This window comes from Roseovarius sp., assembly GCF_027019125.1.
In the GTDB taxonomy this organism is placed as follows: domain Bacteria; phylum Pseudomonadota; class Alphaproteobacteria; order Rhodobacterales; family Rhodobacteraceae; genus Roseovarius.
Genome location: NZ_JALUXE010000005.1, coordinates 38,690 through 58,164, shown reverse-complemented (window position 1 = coordinate 58,164; position 19,475 = coordinate 38,690). Strand labels below are relative to the sequence as shown.

Here is a 19,475-nt window from a genome sequence, read left to right as displayed (position 1 = left end):
TGAATCGGTTGTGTGGCGGCACGTGCAGCGGTAAGCTCTACGCAGGCAAGAATGGTACAAGAGCATGTCCGACCCCGTAACCAATGTGGAAATCGAGGATGTCCTGTCGTCGATCAGGCGTCTGGTATCGAATGCCCAGTCGGACCGCCTAAACATAACAGTGCCGCCGACACAGGAGGATGAGGAGCCCGGCCCGGGTCGTTTGGTGCTGACACCGGCCTTGCGTGTGGACGAACCCTTGGCAGAGACGCAGGCGCCTACGACAGAGGCCGCCGTATTGGACGCGGCGGAGACTGAGGAGACTGAGCCAGAGGTGCAGAGCGTTTGGACCGACACGGCCGAACCGGAGGCTGAGGCCGCGTTTCAGAATGAGAGCGAACCGGAGGGTATCGAGGCAGAGGAGGCTCAGACCGACGATGCGCCTGATGTCCCGTCGGAGCTGAGTGCGCAGGCGGCGGAATTCGAGGCTCTGGTCGCTGGGCGGGATGATCAGTGGGAGCCGGATGGCGCCTCTGACGATGATTACGCGGGGGATGCTGCCGCATCGACGCTGCGTTGGTCTGAGACGCACGAGGTCGAGACAGAGCTTGAAGAGGATGAGGCCACGCCGTCAGCCGATCCTGACTGGGATGAGGCCGACGATCTCGCCTCGGACCGCCATGTGCAGGACTGGCAGGATGCTGATGCCGAGGCGGTGCGCCCGACGCCTGCCGGAGCCTCGGAGCACGGTGAGGGCCTGGTGTTGGATGACGCAGTGCTGGATGAAGAGGCGCTGCGCGATCTTGTGGCTGAAATCGTCCGGCAAGAACTGCAGGGTGCGCTTGGAGAGCGGATCACGCGCAATGTGCGAAAGCTGGTGCGCCGCGAGATTCACAGAGCACTGACCAGTCAGGATTTCGACTGAGCGGGAATTTCCGCGCTGAGCGACAAGAGCAGGTCCAGATCCATATGTTCCTCGAGATGCGCGGCGAGGGCGTCGAGCGTTTCCTCGACATCTGCCCCATAGTGCAGATCGGAGGGCGCGCCCAATCCAGCCAGAAACGCCGCGCGAAACGGATCCGAGGCAAAAAGCCCATGCAGGTAGGCCCCGCGCACCCGGCCATTGGTTGAGGCGGCGCCCTCGGGGCGATCCCGGACCTGCAACCACGCCTGAGCGCAATCGGGGCCGCTGGTTTCCCCCAGATGAATCTCATAGCCTTCGACCACGTCGCCGCTGGCGAGATAGATGGCCTGCGTCAATGCAAGACGCTTTTCCGGCTTCATGATCGTGACCACATCGAGATGCCCCAAGCCGGGCACAGAGGCAGGCGGCCCCTCGATGCCCTCGGGATCGTCGATCCGTTGGCCCAGCATCTGATAGCCACCGCAGATGCCGAGGACGTGTCCGCCGCGCCGGATATGGGCGGCAAGGTCAATGTCCCAGCCCTGGGCCCGGAAATGCGCCAGATCGGCAATGGTGGATTTGCTGCCGGGGATGAGCACCAGATCGGCGTCGCCGGGCAGGGGGGTGCCCGCGCTTATGATCTCGACGGTTACGCCGGGTTCGCTGCTGAGCGGGTCAAGGTCATCGAAATTCGCGATGCGGCTCAGGCGCGGAACCGCAACCTTGAACGCGCCGCCCTTGGTCGAGCTGATGTCCATGACATCCTCTGCCGGCAACCGCCACGCATCGGAAAACCATGGCACCACGCCCAAGGAGGGCCAGCCGGTGCGCGTCACGATCTCGCGCAGCCCTTCGTCAAAGAGGCTGACATCGCCGCGAAACTTGTTGATGGCAAAGCCCTTGATCCGGGCGGCATCCTCGGGCGGCAGCACCGCCTGGGTGCCCACAACCTGCGCGATGACCCCGCCCCGGTCGATGTCGCCCACAAGAATCACCGGAACGCCTGCGGCCTCGGCAAAGCCCATGTTGGCGATATCGCCTGCGCGCAGGTTGATTTCTGCCGGGCTGCCTGCGCCTTCGATCAGCACGAGATCGGCGGTGGTGGCGAGGCGGTGAAAACTCTCCAGCGTGGGGGCCAGCAATTGCGGCTTGGCGCGGGCATAGTCGCGTGCGCGTAACGTGGCAAAGCGACGGCCCTGCACGATTACTTGCGCGCCGATGTCGCTCTCTGGTTTGAGCAGCACGGGATTCATATCGGTATGCGGCGCGCGGTAGGCGGCCCGCGCCTGAAGCGCCTGCGCGCGGCCAATCTCGCCGCCATCCACCGTCACGGCGGCATTGTTGGACATGTTCTGTGGCTTGAACGGGGCCACGCTCAGGCCGCGTCTTGCGTAGGCGCGCGCCAACCCGGCCACCAACATGGACTTACCCACGTTCGAGCCTGCCCCTTGGATCATGATCGCGCGCGTCATTGCGATGCCCCTCTTGTCACCCCGTGCTGATACCTTTTGCCGGGGCAGGGGGGAAGGCTGGTTTCCGTCACAAAGGTCTGTTTTACCGACTGGAATGCAAAAGCCCTGCCGAAACGGCAGGGCTTTGTTACATGGTCTGACGGGTCTGATCAGGCGGCTTCGGCCTGTGCCGCTGCATTGCGGCGTTCACTTTCCTCGCGCGACAGAGCCACGGAGGTGCGCACGCCCTTGGATACGAAATCCATCAGGCCGGCCACAACCCGCTCATTCGGGTCAATCCCGGCGCAGGACAAAACTTCGCGGCCATCACGCGACCGCGCCCAGCGGGCGATCTGCTCGGGGCCATTGCCATATTTCTTGTCATCGGAAATGGCATCATCCAGAGCGGCCAGTACGACGGCCGCAAAGAGTTTACGAGCACGGTTGCCCTGTTCGGCGTTGAAAGCCGTACCGTCAACGAAATCCTTCATCATTCGTCCTTGTTTTTATTGCTCTTGCGTTTTGGGCGTGACGGACCTTATGGCGAAGTTTTTGTGATTCGGATAGAGCGTAGTTGCATAACTTCTATGCGAATTTTGCATATCTCGATCCGACACTTCACGACATTTCGTTGTCTTGCCACCCATCATCCCTCCAGATATAGGGAGGATCAATCTCACATCAACCTTTTGACACGGTTTGAACGCAATGCCCAAGATCAATGGAAACGAAATTCGCCCCGGTAACGTGCTGGAGCATAACGGCGGCCTCTGGGCTGCTGTGAAGGTCGATCATGTCAAGCCCGGCAAGGGCGGCGCCTTTGCACAGGTCGAGATGAAGAACCTGCGTAACGGCACCAAACTCAACGAGCGTTTTCGCAGCGCCGACAAGGTGGAGCGGGTGCGGCTTGAGCAAAAGGACCAGCAGTTTCTCTACGAAGAAAACGGCAAGCTGGTGTTCATGGACACTGAGACCTACGAGCAGATCGAATTGCCTGCGGATCTCTTGGGTGAGCGCCGCCCGTTCCTTCAGGATGGCATGACCATCACCGTGGAATTCCACGAAAGCGAGGCGCTGAATGCCGCGCTGCCGCAAAAGGTGATCTGCCGCATCGTCGAGACCGAGCCGGTGGTCAAGGGCCAGACCGCGGCAAACAGCTTCAAGCCTGCGATCCTTGACAATGGGGTCAAGGTCATGGTGCCGCCCTTCGTCGGCCCCGATGAAGATATCGTCGTCAATACCGAGACCATGGAATATTCCGAGCGCGCCTGAGCCGGTAAGGTCACGGAACAGACATCGGGGGCAGACCAGTGATGGTCTGCCCCCGTTCTTTTGGTGTCAGGCAAATGTCAGGCGCGGCGGGCGCCTGCGATAACCGAGGCGAAGCCCGCGATCAGCACGCCGATACAGATCACCAGCAACTGCTCGTATTTATGCGCCTCGGGCAGGAGCGCCATGGCCCAATCCGCCCCCCGCGCGAAATAGAGCACCGCACCGAACATGGCGGCCCCAAAAGCCACAAGATAAGACCAGAGCGCGATTTGCCGCCCCATTACCAGCCCCACGATCAGGATGGGGGTGAGGAACATGCTGGCGGTGCCGCTGATGGCCACAGCGTCAAAGAGCGTCTGATTGCCCCAGAGCGTAAGGCCCGTGCCCAGCACCATGAAGGCCACCATTGCCACGCGACCGCCCGCAAGCGACCTGCGCCCAAGCCGGAGTTCGTCCACCACGAGCCGTGCGGCGCTGGCCAGTGCCGAGTCAAGCGTGCTGAGCGCCGAGATCAGGAGCGACACCAAAAGGGCAACAAAGAGCCAGGCCGGGAACATCGCGGCCCAGGTGCCGATCAACTCGCCTTCGTACTCCGCACCGACCAGCCCGGCCTGAATGCCGAAAAAGCCAAAGCCGATAATGCAGAGTGTCGAAATCCAGAAAGCATGCAGGAACGAGCGGCGCGTGGTTTCGGGATCGGCGATAAAGCCGCGATCCATCATCACGGGGTCATGCGCCGGGTATGAAAAGACTTGCAGCAGGGCAACCACCAACAGGACCTGGCCGTTCCACGCCCCGGACGTTCCCGGCGCGGTCAGTACGGCCCCGAGGTGAAAGCCGGGGCTGACGATCAATGCCACAAAGGCCGCCATGAAAACCATCAGGAACACCACCATCTGCAACACATCTGTGCGCAGCGCGGCACTGAGCCCGCCCCAGGCGCTATAGGCCAGCCCCAGCACCGCAACGATGAGGATCGAGGCATCGCGCGCGACGCCCATCTCTGGCAGGGCAGCGGCAAAGATCAGCCCCACCACCAGCAGATTGGCAAAGACCTCGGACAAGAGGCGCAGGCCGATGACCAGATTGTAACAGGCCTTGCCCGTGGCGCCAAAGCGCGCGCCAAGCCAGTCCTGCACAGATCCCGCGCCGCCTGCGCGCAACCGGCCCACGATATAGCCGCCGGTCAGAAAGGAACCGTAATAGGCCGCATAGGCCAGCGTGCCCCAAATCCCGTAGAAATAGCCCAGAATGGCCGAGTTCATCAGGGATCGGGCGAAGATCCATGTGGTGACCTGGCTCAGTACGAGCACCCAGAGACCGGGTGCGCGGCCGTCCGCGCCTGTTCCGCTGAAAAACCCTTCGATGGTGGCGCGGCGGGGGGCGACCAAGAGGCTGCACAGAATGACCAGGCCGAAAAGACCAATGATCGCCATTGCTTGCATGATAGATAATCCCCTGTAATTACGATGCCTCACTGCTAATGAACGACATCTTCAGGCACCAGAGCCTATGCGCGCGCCTCCCGGTTTCGTGATCGCGCGGGTCAGAGCGTCGCGTTGACGCCACCGCCATCGAGCAGGATGTTCTGGCCCACGATAAACCCGGCATGCTGGCTGCAGAGAAAGGCACAGGCCGCGCCGAATTCCTCTGCGGTGCCATAGCGCCCGGCTGGAATGCTGGCGCAGCGGCGCGCCTTTGCCTCGTCCATGCTGATTCCCTGCGCTTCGGATACGCCCCGATCGAGTGAGGTGGCGCGGTCCGTGGCGTGGATGCCAGGCAGCAGGTTGTTGATCGTGACACCCCGGCCGGCAACCTGGCGCGACGTGCCCGCGACGTAGCCGGTTAGCCCCGCGCGCGCCGAATTGCTGAGGCCTAGCGCAGGGATAGGAGCCTTGACCGATTGCGAGGTGATGTTGACCACCCGACCCCAACCGCGCGCCATCATCCCCGGCACCAGCGCCTTGATCAGCGCGATGGGGGTCAGCATGTTGGCATCGAGCGCGCGGATGAAATCCTCGCGCTCCCAGTCCGTCCACATCCCCGGGGGCGGCCCCCCGGCATTCGTGACGAGAATATCCACGTCCTGCGCGACAGCGAGCACGGCGGCACGCCCGGCTTCGCTGGTGATGTCCGCGGCGACGGTCTCGACGTTCACGCCGAACTCGGTGCGGATGGCCGCAGCGGCCGCTTCGAGCGCCTCGGCACCGCGCGCGTTCATCACCAGGTCGACCCCAGCCTCGGCCAGCGCCCGCGCAGAGCCCAGCCCGAGCCCCTTGGACGCGGCGCAGACCAGCGCCCGCTTGCCCCTGATCCCTAGATCCATCATCCACCCTCCTGTTGTATCAACGTCGAATTAACACCCTCTGGGCGAGAATGGCCAGATGCTTGCAAGCGGCATCATGACGGGCACCGATCCCATGGTGTGAACCATCGCATTGACGCGATGGTGCCACAATTCTAAACTACGCTGCCCACAAGGAAAATTCTCTCTTTCACCTGATCCGGACCGACGCCGACCATGACCGCTGACCCTGCCCATTCCGACCACATCCTGCCCGTCTATGCCGGGCTGGATTTTCGCGTGGTCAACGGGGCCAACATGGGTGATACGCTGTCTTTTGCGAGCGAGCTTGATCTGGACGATGTTTATGAGCTCCAGCAGCAGGCCCGGCAACTCCGTCTGTCTCTATCGCTGGCGGGAGGGGCGCCGTTCACCGTCGCGCAAGGGTCCGACGTTGGTCGCCCGGGCGCTCGAATCCATCTTGACTGTTGTCTCACGCTGATGTCGGGCACCGGCCGCACGACCGAGATGATCGTGCTGGTCGAAGTGGACGAGGCCGGCAATATGGTCGAGATTTTTGCAATGCCTCTGGCGCAGATGCGGCCCAAGACCGGTTATGCGCTGGTGGGGATCGACACGGATAACGTTCTGCAACGCTTTGCGCAGGTGGCCTGCGTGTCGTTCACGAGCGGGACGCATATCACGATGGCCACAGGAGAACAGCGTCGGGTCGAAACCCTGGTTCCCGGCGACATGGTCCTGACCCGCGATGACGGGGTGCGGCCGATCCGCTGGGTCGGGCATTCGACGGTGCGGGCGGTGGGCGATTTCGCCCCGGTCCGGATCGCGGCGGGGGCATTGCACAATGAGAATGACCTGTTGGTCAGCCCCGATCACCGGCTCTTTATCTATCAACGCTCGGATGCTCTCGGGGCAGGTCGCGCCGAAGTGCTGGTGCGCGCGCGGCATCTCGTCAACGGTGATACCGTGCGGCGTGAGAGCGGCGGCTTTGTCGATTACGTGCAGCTGCTGTTTGACCGGCATCAGATCATCTATGCCGAAGGGATCGCGGCCGAGACGCTCTTGGTCGATCCGCGCACGTCCGCGGCGCTGCCTGCCGATCTGAAAGAGGCGCTGAGCCAGCAACTGACGGGGCAGGGCGCGCCCAGCCACCTCCAGTTCGAGGTTGGGCAGGCCTTGCTTAATCACCCCAACGCGGCGGATATTCTCAAGCGTGCCTCGACCCGCTGACCATGCCGCCCCGCGATGGCCGCCTGTCAGGGTGAACATGGACCGTCATCTGCAGTTAGGGTCATTGGCGATCCCGGGAGGACTCGAACCCCCAACATCCTGATTAGAAGTCAGGTGCTCTATCCAGTTGAGCTACGGGACCGCTGAGCAGGCTCTTAGCGTGCCAAGGGCGCAAGATCAAAGCCTAATCTTGGGTGGCAAACGGGTCATGCTCATATCCGACCCCTGCAAGATAGAGACCATGAGGCGGGCAGACCGGGCCACAGGCCGCGCGGTCGCGGGCGTCCAGGGCGGCGCGCACCTGGTCGGGATGCCACGAGCCCGCGCCCACGCGCTCGAGCGTGCCGACGATGCTGCGGACCTGATTGTGCAGGAAAGACCGCGCGCGCAGGCGAAAATGAATCTCGGTGCCAGCAGGTCCTGGTTGCTCTGAGATCTCGATCTCGTCCAAGGTCTTGATCGGGCTCGCGGCTTGGCAGATTGTCGAGCGGAAGGTGGTGAAATCATGCAGCCCGATCAGATGCCGCGCGCCGGCGCGCATCGCGGCGATGTCCAGTTTTGGCCGCACATGCCAAACCCGCCCGAAATCCAGCGTGACAGGTGCCCGCCGCGCCATGATGCGAAACAGATACCGACGCTCGTTTGCAGAAAACCTCGCGTGCCAGTCGTCGGAGACAAGTGCGCAGTGCGTGATCGCCACAGGCAGGGGCTTTAGGTGATAGTTGAGCGCCTCTGACAGGCGAAACGTGCCCCAAGCCCGCGTCAGGTCGCAATGCGCCACCTGGGCCAGTGCATGCACGCCCGCATCGGTGCGTCCTGCCGCGGCGATGGTATGGGGGCCGGGCTCGATCCGCGCCAAGGCGGCCTCGATGGCCCCCTGCACCGTCGGGTGGTCGACCTGCCGCTGCCAGCCGGCAAAGGGCGCGCCGTCATATTCGATCTTGAGAGCATAGCGTGGCATGGCGCAATCTGTGATCTTGGGAAAGGGGCTTCATCTGGCACGAAATACCTCGGGGGTCCGGGGGCAGCGCCCCCGTCAGGTGCGGCGTCAATAGTCGGGCGTTCCGCCTTGCTGCCAGGGCTTGACCAGATTGCCAAAGCGGGTGAACTGCGCCTCAAAGCTCAATTCGACCGTACCGATTGGGCCGTGGCGCTGTTTGCCGATGATGACTTCGGCCTTGCCATGCAGGCGCGACATCGCCTCCTGCCATTCGGCCATCTTGTCCATTTCGTGATCGCCCGGTTTCTCGCGTTCCTTGTAATACTCTTCGCGGAAGACGAACATCACGACGTCGGCGTCCTGTTCGATCGAGCCGGATTCACGCAGGTCCGAGAGTTGCGGACGCTTGTCCTCGCGGCTTTCGACTTGGCGTGAGAGCTGTGAAAGCGCGATGACCGGGATGTTAAGTTCTTTGGCTATCGCCTTCAATCCCATGGAAATTTCGCCGATCTCCTGCACCCGGTTGTCAGAGGAGCCGCGCACCAGTTGCAGGTAGTCGACGATCAGCAGGTCAAGGCCATGGGTTCGTTTGAGGCGGCGCGCGCGGGCGGCCAATTGCGAGATCGGGATCGCGGCGGTGTCGTCGATATAAAGCGGGCAGGATTCGAGCGTCTTGGCCGCCTCGACAAAGCGGCGAAATTCGCTCTCGTCCATGTCGCCCTGACGAATCTTGTGCGACGAGATTTCCGACGCCTCGGCCAGCACCCGGCCTGCCAGTTGCTCGGCGCTCATTTCGAGAGAGAAGAAGCCGACGACGCCGCCGTCCACCGCTCCTTCAGACCCGTCGGGCAGGAGGCCGCGGCGATAGGCCTTGGCGACGTTGAAGGCGATATTGGTGGCGAGCGAGGTCTTGCCCATCGAGGGGCGACCGGCAAGGATCAGAAGGTCAGATTTGTGCAGCCCGCCCAGCTTGCTGTCGAGATCGACCAGCCCGGTCGAAATGCCTGCCAATCCGCCCTCGCGTTGATAGGCGGCGTTAGCCACATTAACTGCATCCGTTACCGCCTTGAGAAAGCTTTGAAATCCGCTTTCCGCCTGGCCCTGTTCCGCGAGTTGGTAGAGCTTTTGCTCGGCTTCGACGATCTGATCCTTGGGCTCGCTGTCGACATTGACGCGGGCGGCCTTGCCCGCGATGTCATGCCCAAGGGCAATCAGCGCGCGGCGGATCGCCAGATCGTAGATCATCTGCGCATAGTCGCGGACCGCGAAGGTCGAAATTGCGGCTCCGGCCAGTTTGGCCAGATAGGCGGCGCCACCAAGCTCTTTCAGCCCTTCGTCATTCTCGAGAAAGGCGCGCAGGGTCACGGGCGAGGCGAGGTTGTTCTTGGCGATGCGGGCGGCGGCGGTCTCGAAAATGCGGGCATGCACGGGGTCGTAGAAGTGTTGCGGCCCTATGATGGCGGCGATGCGGTCATAGACATCGTTGTTGGTCAGGATCGCGCCCAGAAGTTGCTGTTCGGCCTCGATGGAATGCGGCACACTTTCGGCGGATTGAATCTCGGCCCCGGTCGGATTGAAAGCGGTGATCTCGTTCATGCCTGCGTTCCCCGTGTGTCGGTTTTTTATCGGTTTTGTGTCGGTCGTGTTGGTTCGGCAGTTCTAGGCCAAGCACGGCGCGCGCGCCACTTGTATAAAGCTGTGGACGTTCGGCGGGATAACCCGGTGGATAGAGAGCAAGCCGCGTGCAGGCCGCCCGTATCCTGCGTCTACATGACAGCATCCTACCATATCTGGAGGCGCTTGGCGATTCGAGCGGTGGGTTATCCTCAGCCCCTGGGGATAGATTATTTCTGGTGCGCCGCCTGCCATTTCCGGGGGTCGCGCAGGAATTCCTCGACCGCGTTCAGGGTCGCGGCATCGAAAACCGCCTGCGCGCGGGCCTCGGCCAGAACATCCCACCACGTGCAAAGGTGATGCAGGGCGACGCCGTGATCGCCCAGGGTTTTCTCGGTCTCGGGGAAGATGCCGTAGTAAAAAATGACCGCCGTATGGCCGCAGGTGGCGCCGGTCTCGCGAATGGCGTCGACGAAGGAGAGTTTCGAGCCGCCATCCGTGGTCAGGTCCTCGACCAGTAGAACGCGCTGCCCCTCGGTCATGGCTCCTTCGATGCGGGCGTTGCGCCCATAGCCTTTGGGCTTCTTGCGCACATAGGTCATGGGCAGGGCCATGCGCTCGGCCACCAGCGCGGCAAAGGGAATGCCCGCCGTTTCGCCGCCCGCAATGTTATCGAAGGCCTCGAATCCCGCCTCGCGCAGCACGGTCACGGTCAGAAAATCCATCAGGGTGCTGCGAATGCGCGGGTAAGAGATCAGCTTGCGGCAATCGATATAGGTGGGCGAGGGCAGACCCGAGGCCAGCGTAAAGGGCGTGTCCGCGTTGAAATGCACCGCGCCGATTTCCAGTAGCATCCGTGCCGTGAGGCGGGCGATTTCATCCTTGGGCGGGTAGGTGGAAGGGATCATTGCGGGGTCCTCGGGTCAGGCGCTGCGTCGAAGGGCTTCGGGGGCTCCGGCGGCAGTATTTTCAAGAGATAAAACCGTTACTTTTCATGCTGCTACAGTGATTTCGATGCAAAAATCCACTTTTCCGCCCATATTTTCTGATGGTGTTGGAACCATGGTTCAGCACAGTCACTTGCAGTGCGTTATACCGGGACAGCCGCGCATTCAAGCCCTCACTCCCAACGATAATCCCTCACAGAATTATCACTTTCAGTGAAAGCCTACTCATATCAGCGGGCTTGTCCATTTGGAGGACAGGTTTGGTCGGCATCTCGCGCGGTGTTCGAAGTGGTGGCGACCTGCGGAGCCGGCGGTGTCGCGAGGTCGAACCGTTTCAGATCCTGTAGGAAGTCGAAGTCGGACTTGCGCAGATGAATGGCGTCAGTGTCGATGGTCGCCAAGACCAGGTCTTCGGGGCCGACCGCACGGCCTAGGTGCTGCCCATCCGGGGCGCAGATCGAGCTTGTTCCACTGAACTCTGGGTTAGACTCGTCGGTCGCAAAGTCGCAATAGCCGATGAACATAGCGTTTTCATAGGCCCGCGACGGAACGATCGAGTCCGAGACAAAGCGCCACCTGACCCTCAGCGCTGTCGGCACGAGCAAGAGTTCTGTTCCCAGAAGCGCAGACCGCCGCGCCAGTTCCGGGAATTCGATGTCATAGCAGATCAGGACGGAACAGCGGATGCCCTCGAAATCGAATGCCACTGGCCCGGTCCCCGGAGTGAAGCAGGTCCGTTCAAAATCGTTCGGCAATGCGACTTTGCGATAGTTGCTGATCTGATGTCCGCCCCGGTCGAAGACGGCCGCGCTGTTATAGAACGCGCAGCCGTCCTTTTCAGGGTAACCGAGAACCAGCCCGACGCCATAGCGAGCGGCAAGCTCGCCAGCAGCCCGAAGGGACGAAGATCCCTGAACCTGAGCTGCGGCCCGCACGGCGTCGGCGGAGCCATAGCCGGAAAAATACAACTCTGGTGTGACCAGCATATCGGCACCGGCTGCGGCAGCACGCGTCAGTGCCGTATCGAGATCCGCAAGGGCCTCGTCAGCGGAACGGAAGGCTGGACGTGCCTGAAACAGTGCGAGAGTGAGCGTTGGCATTTATGGCTCCCAGATCCTAGTGCAAGCCGAGCGGGCGCGGGACGAAAAGTGACAGCGCCGGGAAGAACGTGACCAGCAGCATCACAGGAAGCGCCACGTAGAAGATGATTTGCAAAGCGGGTTTGATCGCTTCATGGATTGAGGCCTTTCCGATACGGCACGCCATGTAGAGAATGGGCGCGACGGGCGGACTGTTGGCGCCAATCACGACCGAGCAGGTCACAATAGATGCATAATGAGCCGGATCAACCCCATGATGCACCATCAAAGGCATCATCAGGGCCGGGAGGGCCTGAAGCGTTGCGCGCAGCGGGCCATGCCCATGGCGTAGTGAATGCCGTCCCGCACGCCGGTATGGGCCAGTTCGTCGAAACTATAGGCCACCGTGCCGCTCCAGGCATGGCTCAGCGCGACGCCTTCCAGTTGGGGAAAGATGCGGCACATGTCCGCGCGCAGCCGCGTCGCCCCGGCCAGCGCCGTGGTCTCGGAGGCCGAGACCCTTCCCCCGAACAGCACACGCCGCCGGTCGGGGGAGGCGCGATAATAGTAGACGACCTTGCATGTGTCGCTGGCGATCCGGTCGCCGGGAAACAGCTCATCAATGGTCGCCTCGGGCAGTTCCTCGGTCGCGATGATGTAGCTGCCGATCGGGATCACCCGGCGCCGCAACCATGGCGTCAGCGCGGTGGTATAACCGTTGGTGGCGACGATCACGTCGCGTGCCTCTACCACGCCCTTGGCGGTCTGGACACGGAAGCCCGATCCGCTGCGCGTAATGTCTGTCACCCGGCACCGACCCACCACCTGCGCCCCGGCCCCCAGGGCCAGCCGCAGCAATTCGCGGTGAAATTTGCCCGGATGCAGAGAGCAATGCGCCGAAAACACCACACCGCCAAAATAGGTATCCGTTCCCAACTCGCGGTGCTGCTCGGCGCGCGGCACGGCAAAGCTCTCGATGCCTTCCTGCTGGCGCAGTTTCTCGGCGTCGCGCACCAGCGTTTCGTAATGCCCCGGTGTGTGGGCCGCATGAAACCGCCCGACCCGGCGAAAATCGCAGTCGAGCCCTTCGGCGGTGACGAATTCGCCGATCCATCGCAGCGCATTGGCACCCTCGGCCCGGATGCCGCGGGCCCGCTCTGCCCCGAATTTCGCGGTCAGTTTTTCAAGAGAGGGTTTCACGCTGGTGCTGATCTGTCCGCCATTGCGGCTGCTGCACCCGTAGCCTGGATCCTCGGCATCGAGGACCAGCGTCGACCGCCCGCCGCGCGCTGTGGTCAGTGCCGCGCTCAGCCCGGTATAGCCGCCCCCGACGATCACCACATCTACCTTGGGCGATGGGCGATCCTGCAATACCGGCATGGTGCCGAGTTGATCATGCCAGAATGGCGTCTGCCTGATATTCGAAAGCTGCATTTGCCCGACCGCGTCGCTCCCTTCAGCCGCGGCAGGACATTCCCCACCAGCTGGCATTGACGCAAACTCTAGGTCAGGATTGGCACGCAATTCATATCCAGTATGACAAAACTTTCAGACCAATCCTAACGCAAGGCGGGAAGGTCGCGCAGGATGCCCATCCCCCGCGCGATATCCTCGGGCGCAGCACAGCCAAAGCCAAAGACCAGACCGGATTGCGGAATGGGCGACAGACAGTAACGCCCCAGCGGCGCCAGGGTCACGCCCTGCTCGGCCGCCTGCGCCACCACCTCCGCTTCCTCCACGCGCGGGTCGAGAAATGCGGGCGTGTGAAACCCGCTGGTCGTCTCTTGCAGGCGGATGCTCTCGGGCAGTCCGCGCGCGGCCTCCAACAGGGCCTCGTATCGCGCCTTGTAGAGCTGGCGCATCAACCGGATATGGGTGGCGAAATGTCCCTCATCCATGAATTCGGCCACGATCGCCTGCGTCGCGGTCGAGGGGCCGCTGGCCCAGGTGTTGAACATGCCATCAAAGGCCGCAACCATTCGCTCGGGCACCAGAACGAAGCCCAGGCGCAGCGAAGGAAACAGCGATTTCGAGAATGTGCCGACATAGAGCACCCGCCCATTGGGGTCGATACTGTGCAGCGCCGGGCGCGGCGCGTTCCCAAAGTAGAACTCGCCGTCGTAATCATCCTCGATGATCAGCGCCTGCGCCTGTTCGGCGGCCTGCAACAGTTCCAGCCGCCGCGGCAGCGACATGACATGACCCAGCGGCTGCTGGTGCGAGGGCGTAACAAAGGCCAGCCGGAAATGCGGCGCTTTGGCCAGCCCGTCGGACACCACCATACCCTGCGTATCCACCTCGACCGGCACGAGTTCGGCCCCCTCGGACAACAGCGCATTGCGTGCACCCGAGGCGCCGGGGTTCTCCATCCAGACCCGGTCGCCCGGGTTCAAGAGAAGCCGCCCGATCAACGAGAACGCATGTTGCGCGCCCGAAGTGATGAACAGTTGCTCGGGGTCGCAGCGAATCCCCTTGAGGGCGCTCAGATGGGTGGCAATCGCCCGGCGCAATGTGATCAGCCCCTTTGGCTGGCCATAACCCATGACGTCGCTCCGCCCGCCGCGCAGGTGACGTGCCGACAGCCGCGCCCAATGTGCCATGGGAAATGCGTCGAGCGCGGGCAGGGCGGTCACGAAGGCGCGAGGTTTGTGCGGCAGCCAGGCGCGCCGGGCGTAGGCCTCCTGCGCATGGCTAATGACATAGGACAGCCTGGGTTGCTGAAAACCAGTGTCGTCGCCCGGCCCGGGTGGCGCCCCAAGGGTCTGGTTTTCGAGCGTTTCGCTGACGTATGTTCCGGCGCCAATGCGCGAGACCAGCATGCCCTCGGCCACCAGCCGGTCGATGGCGTCGATCACCGTGGTGCGCGACACGCCAACCTCCTTGGCCAGCGTCCGCGTCGCGGGCAATCGTTCCCCGGCGCGCAAGGCCCCGGACAGGATCTTGTCGCGCAGCGCCATGTAGAGTTGGACGCTGACGCTGCGCTTGAGCGTCCGGTCCAATCGAATCGAAGACAACAAGGCACCGGCGGCATGTTTCACAGAAGTTGCCCTCGCTAATTGGTCTGACGAGAATGTCTGATTGAATATATCTGGTAGCCCGATTCTTCACCAACCTGTTCTGCCTTGAGCGTCATGAACTGGTTTGAATCGCAGAGCAGGCTGTCTGGAGTCAGATATGGTTTTTCACGCCATATTTCTGTGGGGCCCCGTCCGCATTTGCACGTTCGACCCGCAGCCTATGCCGCGAAGCTTGCCATGGCGCGGGACATTGGAGAAATGATGACGCTCAGGTCACGCGCCAGTGGAGCGCGAAGCCGGGATCGAAAACGGTGACGGGGCCATCGCCCGTGTCAATCTTCTGTGGGTATGTCACGGGCGCTCCCTTGGTCAGGGTCAGGGTGGTCTCATTGGCGGGCAGGCCATAGAACGCGGGCCCGTTGAGGGATGTGAACGCCTCGAGCCGTGCGAGCGCGCCTTCTTCCTCGAACACATGCGCGAGGATCGACATCGTGTTGGTCGCCGTAAAGCATCCCGCGCAGCCGCAGGCGTTTTCCTTCAGCGGGTCGATATGCGGCGCGCTGTCGGTGCCAAGGAAGAATCGCGCATCGCCCGAGGTGGCGGCGGCGCGCAGGGCAAGGCGATGTTCCTCGCGCTTGGCCACGGGCAGGCAGTAGTAATGCGGCTTGATCCCGCCCACGAGGATATGGTTGCGGTTGATCACGAGGTGATGGGTGGTGATCGTGGCGCCGAGGTCGCGCTCGTGGGCGCGCACATAGTCCACGCCATTGGAGGTCGTGATATGCTCCATCACCACCCGCAGGCCGGGGGTGGCGCGGCGCACCGGGTCAAGCACGCGGTCGATGAAGACCGCCTCGCGGTCGAAGATGTCGACACTCGGGTCCGTAACCTCGCCATGCACGCAGAGCGGCAGGCCGATTTCAGCCATCTTTTCCAGCACGGCGCGCACCTTGTCGAAATCGCGCACGCCCGAAGCGGAATTGGTGGTGGCCCCGGCTGGGTAGAGCTTGACCGCTGAAACAAGCCCGCTGGCATGGGCGGCGGCCACATCCTCGGGGTCGGTTTCTTCGGTGAGATAAAGGGTCATCAGCGGGGTGAAATCCGCACCCGCGGGCATGGCAGCCAGGATCCGCGCGCGGTAGGCGGCGGCATCTTGGCCCGTGACCACCGGCGGCACCAGATTGGGCATGACGATGGCGCGTGCAAAGTGCCGGGCGGTTTCTGGCAGAACGGCGCGCAGCATCGCGCCATCGCGCAAATGCAGGTGCCAATCATCGGGGCGGCGGAGGGTCAGGGTCTGGCTCATGGCTCTTGCGCATACACAATCGCGTGGGCCAAGACCAGAGGTCGCCTAGTCCTGCGCGTCGTCTTTGTCAGGGGATTTCGAGAGCACATGCCGCAGAGCACGGCGGAAGCGGGGGCCACCCACACCTCGCGCGATGGCGTTACGGCAATGCAGGATGGTCAGATGATCCCGCTCATCGGCCATCAGGCGTTGCATGACGCTGGCGAGATAGGGCGTATCCTCGCGCCGTTTGCGATAAAGCTGTGCGAGGCTGAGCCGGGTGAGGCGGTTGGCGCTCAGTTGCGCCAGCAAGCGGAACAGCACGCCCATGCGCAAAAGCGCCGGTTCGATCTGATACCCCAGATAGCGGGTGCGGAATTTCATCACGTTGGGACGGGTGAAAAGCGCGGCATGCATGGCATCAAGCTCGATCTCGGGATCGTAGAGCAAGACCGCCGCGGCGGCGGCATCGAGCATGTCGGGGGCATAGCCATAGCGGTCGCTGAACGACACGCGCCGCATCCGCAGGAATCGGTCGTCCCATTCGGCGACGCGCGGGTCGAGTGACGCCTGTGGGCTGAGCATCACCACCTTGGCACCGGGGGCCGCCACGGAAAAGGCCGCCGCCGCATAACCACAGGGGCCTGCGCCGTAAAAGATCACCTGTTCGAAATCGTCGAAAAAGCCGTCGTCGATGAGACGGTCGAAATAGCCGTACACGCGACCGTCGCGGAACCATGTGTCGCGTTCCGAGATAAGGCAGAGATGCGACCAGCCCAATGCCTTGGTCAGCGCCCAGCCCAGGGGCTGTGCCTGCGGCGAGAGCGCGGGCAGGCGGTGAAACGCCTCGAAGGAGACAAGCAGCGTGGGCTTGCGTTCGATCAGAATGGCGGCGTGTCTGTCGCCCAGGCGCTCGGCATAGCCGTCATCGCCTGCCAACTCGTTGGCGCGCTCGCACCACGCGGCCCAATCCAGGCCGGAAAGATCGGCATCAAAGATATCGGCATTGTCCTGCATGGTCGCTCAAGTCCTCGATCGTCGTGGCACCGTTCGGATGCGGGCCTGTTGCACGTGAGAGTGCCGGTGAAATCGGGCGAAACTTTGGAGAAAGCGTGGGCTTTCGACGAAGCCTCCCACAATTTGGCGAGGGCGCTGCCCTTGACCCCGGAGCACTTGCTATGCAGTTCTGGTGCAGGCGGCGGCAAGCGGAGGCTTTAGCGTGCAAAACCCCTCATCCATTGACGCGGTACAGCGCATACTCGCGGAGCAGGATTATGTCTGTGGTCGGGCGTTGGGCACCGTGACCTATCTGGCGCTGACGCTGGGCCGTCCGCTCTTTCTCGAAGGCGAGGCCGGCACCGGCAAGACCGAGATCGCCAAGGCGCTGGCGCAGGCGCTGGGGCGGCGGTTGATCCGCTTGCAATGCTACGAGGGGCTGGATGCCGCGAGCGCCGTCTACGAGTGGAACTTTACGGGCCAGATGATCGCCATACGCGCCGCAGAGGCCGCGGGGGGCGTGGACCGCAGCCATCTGAAAGATGAGCTCTTTACCCAAGAGTTCCTGATCGAGCGCCCGCTCTTGCAGGCGATGCGCCCCCAGCCGGGCGGCGCGCCGGTGTTGCTCATCGACGAAATCGACCGCACGGACGAGCCGTTCGAGGCGTTTCTCCTCGAGGCCCTCAGCGATTTTCAGGTGACGATCCCGGAACTGGGAACAATCCATGCCCCCGAGCCGCCCATCGTCATTCTCACCTCGAACCGCACCCGCGAGGTGCATGATGCACTCAAGCGGCGCTGTCTCTATCACTGGGTCGACTATCCGACATTCGAGCGCGAGATCGAGATATTGCAGGCCCGCGCGCCCGAGGCGGCAGAGGTGCTGAGCCGCGAGATCGTGGCCTTCGTGCAGCGGTTGCGCACCGAGGATCTGTTCAAGAAACCGGGGGTGGCCGAGACGATCGACTGGGCCAAGTGCCTGCTGGCGCTCGATGTGATCAGCCTGAGCCCCGAGGTGATTGCCGATACGCTGGGTGCGATCCTGAAATATCAGGACGATATTGCAAAATTGCAGGGCTCCGAGGCCAAGCGCCTGCTGGATGAGGTGCGCGCCGGGCTGGAACCGGTGTGATGGTTCATCTGGCTCAAAATACCTCGGGGGTGTGGGGGCAGCGCCCCCACGTCGCGCCATGACCGAATACGCGCCGCTCGACCTGCCGGACGATCCCAAGCTGAGCCATAACATCACCCATTTCGCGCGCGCGCTGCGGGCGGCGGGACTGCCGGTTGGGCCGGGGCGGGTGCTGGATGCGATCCGGGCGGTGGCCGCGGCTGGGTTCTCCAGCCGGATGGATTTCTTTTATACCCTGCGCGCCTGCCTGGTGACGCGCCCAGAGCATCTCGTTGTTTTTGCGCAGGTTTTCCGGCTCTACTGGCGCGACCCGCGTTACATGGAACATATGATGGCGATGATGCTGCCCGCCATTCGCGGCGTGCAGGAGGACCGCAGCGCGCAGGCAGCGGAGAAGCGCGCGGCCGAGGCGCTGCTCGACGGGGTGATGCGCGATGCGCCGCAGATCGAAGAGCACGACACGGACGAGGTCCAGATCGAGATTGATGCAACCGCCACGATGTCGGGCGAGGAACGTCTGCGGCGTCTCGATTTCGAGCAGATGAGCACGGCAGAGGCGGCAGAGGCCAAGCGCATGTTGGCGCGGCTCACGCTGCCGGTGAAACCCTTTGCCTCGCGGCGCGGCATGGCGGCACCGAACGGCGCGCGCATGGACGCACGGCGGACGCTGCGCGCGGGCCTGCGGCATGGGGGCGAGCTTCGCCGGATCCATTGGCAAAAGCCGCGCGAGCGTTGGCCGAACCTCGTGGTGCTTTGCGATATTTCTGGTTCCATGAGCCAATACAGCCGTATGGTTTTGCATTTTCTCCATGCTGTCGCCAATCACAAAGGGGCGTGCTGGGCAAAGGTGCATGCCTTTACCTTTGGCACGCGACTGACCAATATCACCCGGCAATTGGCGACGAGGGATGCGGATGCGGCCCTTGCCGCCGCCGGAAAACAGGCGCAGGATTGGGAGGGTGGCACGCGCATCGGTGCCTGTCTGCATGCCTTCAATCGCGACTGGTCACGGCGGGTGATGGGGCAGGGGGCGGTGGTGCTCCTGATCACCGACGGGCTGGACCGCGATGCGCCCGAGGCCCTGAGCCACGAGATGGAGCGGCTGCACCTCAGCGCACGGCGGCTCATCTGGCTGAACCCGCTCTTGCGCTGGGAAGGCTTCGCGCCCAAGGCCCAAGGGATCAAGGCGATGTTGCCGCATGTGGACGCGTTCCGCGCGGGCCATTCCATCGCCACGCTGGAGGAACTGGCCCAAGCCATCTCGCGCCGTGATGACAGTGGCGAAAAGGCACGGCTGATGGCGGCCATGCAGGGGAGTTGAGAG

General features: G+C 62.9%; 18 protein-coding genes and 1 tRNA gene. 5 read left to right on the top strand and 14 right to left on the bottom strand.

Going from position 1 to position 19,475, the window contains the following annotated elements; translation table 11 throughout:
* The first annotated feature begins 64 nt into the window (after window positions 1–64).
* Window positions 65–904, top strand: a complete 840-nt coding sequence (locus tag MVC20_RS03315; protein WP_297538416.1) for a hypothetical protein — start codon at window positions 65–67, stop codon at window positions 902–904.
* On the opposite strand, the gene MVC20_RS03310 is transcribed toward MVC20_RS03315, so the two are convergent.
* The gene (locus tag MVC20_RS03310) at window positions 889–2,355 is read right to left on the bottom strand and encodes a cobyric acid synthase (RefSeq protein WP_297538414.1); all 1,467 of its coding nucleotides are present in this window, start codon (window positions 2,353–2,355) and stop codon (window positions 889–891) included. The genes MVC20_RS03315 and MVC20_RS03310 overlap by 16 nt on opposite strands.
* A gap of 149 nt (window positions 2,356–2,504) precedes the next feature.
* Window positions 2,505–2,825, bottom strand: coding sequence for a DUF6280 family protein (locus MVC20_RS03305; RefSeq protein WP_037271076.1), 321 nt, complete (start codon window positions 2,823–2,825; stop codon window positions 2,505–2,507).
* 217 nt (window positions 2,826–3,042) lie between these two features.
* On the opposite strand from MVC20_RS03305, the gene efp reads away from it, so the two are divergent.
* Window positions 3,043–3,606 carry an elongation factor P gene (gene efp, locus MVC20_RS03300; protein ID WP_297538412.1) on the top strand — a complete coding sequence of 188 codons (564 nt, stop codon included), beginning with the start codon at window positions 3,043–3,045 and terminating at the stop codon, window positions 3,604–3,606.
* A gap of 77 nt (window positions 3,607–3,683) precedes the next feature.
* On the opposite strand, the gene MVC20_RS03295 is transcribed toward efp, so the two are convergent.
* On the bottom strand, window positions 3,684–5,051 hold the full coding sequence (locus MVC20_RS03295; RefSeq protein WP_297538410.1) for a sodium:proline symporter: 1,368 nt from the start codon (window positions 5,049–5,051) through the stop codon (window positions 3,684–3,686).
* 101 nt (window positions 5,052–5,152) lie between these two features.
* Complete coding sequence (locus MVC20_RS03290; protein WP_297538492.1) at window positions 5,153–5,932, bottom strand: SDR family oxidoreductase; 780 nt, start codon at window positions 5,930–5,932, stop codon at window positions 5,153–5,155.
* Window positions 5,933–6,127: 195 nt separating this feature from the next.
* On the opposite strand from MVC20_RS03290, the gene MVC20_RS03285 reads away from it, so the two are divergent.
* Entirely contained in the window at window positions 6,128–7,141 is a 1,014-nt protein-coding gene (locus tag MVC20_RS03285) for a Hint domain-containing protein (protein WP_297538409.1), read from the top strand.
* 65 nt (window positions 7,142–7,206) lie between these two features.
* On the opposite strand, the gene MVC20_RS03280 is transcribed toward MVC20_RS03285, so the two are convergent.
* From MVC20_RS03280 to MVC20_RS03235, 10 genes are all read right to left on the bottom strand, one after another.
* Window positions 7,207–7,283, bottom strand: a tRNA-Arg gene (locus MVC20_RS03280).
* 42 nt (window positions 7,284–7,325) lie between these two features.
* The gene (gene truA / locus MVC20_RS03275) at window positions 7,326–8,102 is read right to left on the bottom strand and encodes a tRNA pseudouridine(38-40) synthase TruA (protein WP_297538408.1); all 777 of its coding nucleotides are present in this window, start codon (window positions 8,100–8,102) and stop codon (window positions 7,326–7,328) included.
* 87 nt (window positions 8,103–8,189) lie between these two features.
* Window positions 8,190–9,677 (bottom strand): replicative DNA helicase, encoded by a 1,488-nt coding sequence (locus MVC20_RS03270; RefSeq protein WP_297538407.1) that lies wholly within the window; start codon window positions 9,675–9,677, stop codon window positions 8,190–8,192.
* Between the two features lie 248 nt (window positions 9,678–9,925).
* Complete coding sequence (locus MVC20_RS03265) at window positions 9,926–10,603, bottom strand: orotate phosphoribosyltransferase (protein ID WP_297538406.1); 678 nt, start codon at window positions 10,601–10,603, stop codon at window positions 9,926–9,928.
* Window positions 10,604–10,872: 269 nt separating this feature from the next.
* The gene (locus MVC20_RS03260; RefSeq protein ID WP_297538405.1) at window positions 10,873–11,742 is read right to left on the bottom strand and encodes a nitrilase-related carbon-nitrogen hydrolase; all 870 of its coding nucleotides are present in this window, start codon (window positions 11,740–11,742) and stop codon (window positions 10,873–10,875) included.
* A gap of 16 nt (window positions 11,743–11,758) precedes the next feature.
* Window positions 11,759–12,019, bottom strand: a complete 261-nt coding sequence (locus MVC20_RS03255; protein ID WP_297538404.1) for a TRAP transporter large permease subunit — start codon at window positions 12,017–12,019, stop codon at window positions 11,759–11,761.
* Complete coding sequence (locus MVC20_RS03250; RefSeq protein ID WP_297538402.1) at window positions 12,019–13,101, bottom strand: FAD-binding oxidoreductase; 1,083 nt, start codon at window positions 13,099–13,101, stop codon at window positions 12,019–12,021. Before MVC20_RS03250 ends, MVC20_RS03255 begins: the two co-directional genes overlap by 1 nt.
* Before the next feature lie 179 nt (window positions 13,102–13,280).
* Window positions 13,281–14,720 carry a PLP-dependent aminotransferase family protein gene (locus tag MVC20_RS03245; protein ID WP_297538400.1) on the bottom strand — a complete coding sequence of 480 codons (1,440 nt, stop codon included), beginning with the start codon at window positions 14,718–14,720 and terminating at the stop codon, window positions 13,281–13,283.
* A 286-nt stretch (window positions 14,721–15,006) separates the two neighbouring features.
* The gene (gene pyrC / locus MVC20_RS03240) at window positions 15,007–16,044 is read right to left on the bottom strand and encodes a dihydroorotase (protein ID WP_297538398.1); all 1,038 of its coding nucleotides are present in this window, start codon (window positions 16,042–16,044) and stop codon (window positions 15,007–15,009) included.
* 45 nt (window positions 16,045–16,089) lie between these two features.
* The gene (locus tag MVC20_RS03235) at window positions 16,090–17,040 is read right to left on the bottom strand and encodes a phosphoadenosine phosphosulfate reductase (protein ID WP_297538396.1); all 951 of its coding nucleotides are present in this window, start codon (window positions 17,038–17,040) and stop codon (window positions 16,090–16,092) included.
* Between the two features lie 202 nt (window positions 17,041–17,242).
* On the opposite strand from MVC20_RS03235, the gene MVC20_RS03230 reads away from it, so the two are divergent.
* On the top strand, window positions 17,243–18,151 hold the full coding sequence (locus MVC20_RS03230; RefSeq protein ID WP_297538394.1) for a MoxR family ATPase: 909 nt from the start codon (window positions 17,243–17,245) through the stop codon (window positions 18,149–18,151).
* Window positions 18,152–18,209: 58 nt separating this feature from the next.
* Window positions 18,210–19,472, top strand: coding sequence for a VWA domain-containing protein (locus MVC20_RS03225; RefSeq protein ID WP_297538490.1), 1,263 nt, complete (start codon window positions 18,210–18,212; stop codon window positions 19,470–19,472).
* Window positions 19,473–19,475: the final 3 nt, after the last annotated feature.

Bases quoted from the DNA above. Each gene is read 5' to 3' on its own strand.
- MVC20_RS03315 (WP_297538416.1), top strand. From the start codon at position 65: ATGTCCGACCCCGTAACCAATGTGGAAATCGAGGATGTCCTGTCGTCG.
- MVC20_RS03310 (WP_297538414.1), bottom strand. From the start codon at position 2,355: ATGACGCGCGCGATCATGATCCAAGGGGCAGGCTCGAACGTGGGTAAG.
- MVC20_RS03305 (WP_037271076.1), bottom strand. From the start codon at position 2,825: ATGAAGGATTTCGTTGACGGTACGGCTTTCAACGCCGAACAGGGCAAC.
- efp (WP_297538412.1), top strand. From the start codon at position 3,043: ATGCCCAAGATCAATGGAAACGAAATTCGCCCCGGTAACGTGCTGGAG.
- MVC20_RS03295 (WP_297538410.1), bottom strand. From the start codon at position 5,051: ATGCAAGCAATGGCGATCATTGGTCTTTTCGGCCTGGTCATTCTGTGC.
- MVC20_RS03290 (WP_297538492.1), bottom strand. From the start codon at position 5,932: ATGGATCTAGGGATCAGGGGCAAGCGGGCGCTGGTCTGCGCCGCGTCC.
- MVC20_RS03285 (WP_297538409.1), top strand. From the start codon at position 6,128: ATGACCGCTGACCCTGCCCATTCCGACCACATCCTGCCCGTCTATGCC.
- truA (WP_297538408.1), bottom strand. From the start codon at position 8,102: ATGCCACGCTATGCTCTCAAGATCGAATATGACGGCGCGCCCTTTGCC.
- MVC20_RS03270 (WP_297538407.1), bottom strand. From the start codon at position 9,677: ATGAACGAGATCACCGCTTTCAATCCGACCGGGGCCGAGATTCAATCC.
- MVC20_RS03265 (WP_297538406.1), bottom strand. From the start codon at position 10,603: ATGATCCCTTCCACCTACCCGCCCAAGGATGAAATCGCCCGCCTCACG.
- MVC20_RS03260 (WP_297538405.1), bottom strand. From the start codon at position 11,742: ATGCCAACGCTCACTCTCGCACTGTTTCAGGCACGTCCAGCCTTCCGT.
- MVC20_RS03255 (WP_297538404.1), bottom strand. From the start codon at position 12,019: ATGATGCCTTTGATGGTGCATCATGGGGTTGATCCGGCTCATTATGCA.
- MVC20_RS03250 (WP_297538402.1), bottom strand. From the start codon at position 13,101: ATGCCGGTATTGCAGGATCGCCCATCGCCCAAGGTAGATGTGGTGATC.
- pyrC (WP_297538398.1), bottom strand. From the start codon at position 16,044: ATGAGCCAGACCCTGACCCTCCGCCGCCCCGATGATTGGCACCTGCAT.
- MVC20_RS03235 (WP_297538396.1), bottom strand. From the start codon at position 17,040: ATGCAGGACAATGCCGATATCTTTGATGCCGATCTTTCCGGCCTGGAT.
- MVC20_RS03225 (WP_297538490.1), top strand. From the start codon at position 18,210: ATGACCGAATACGCGCCGCTCGACCTGCCGGACGATCCCAAGCTGAGC.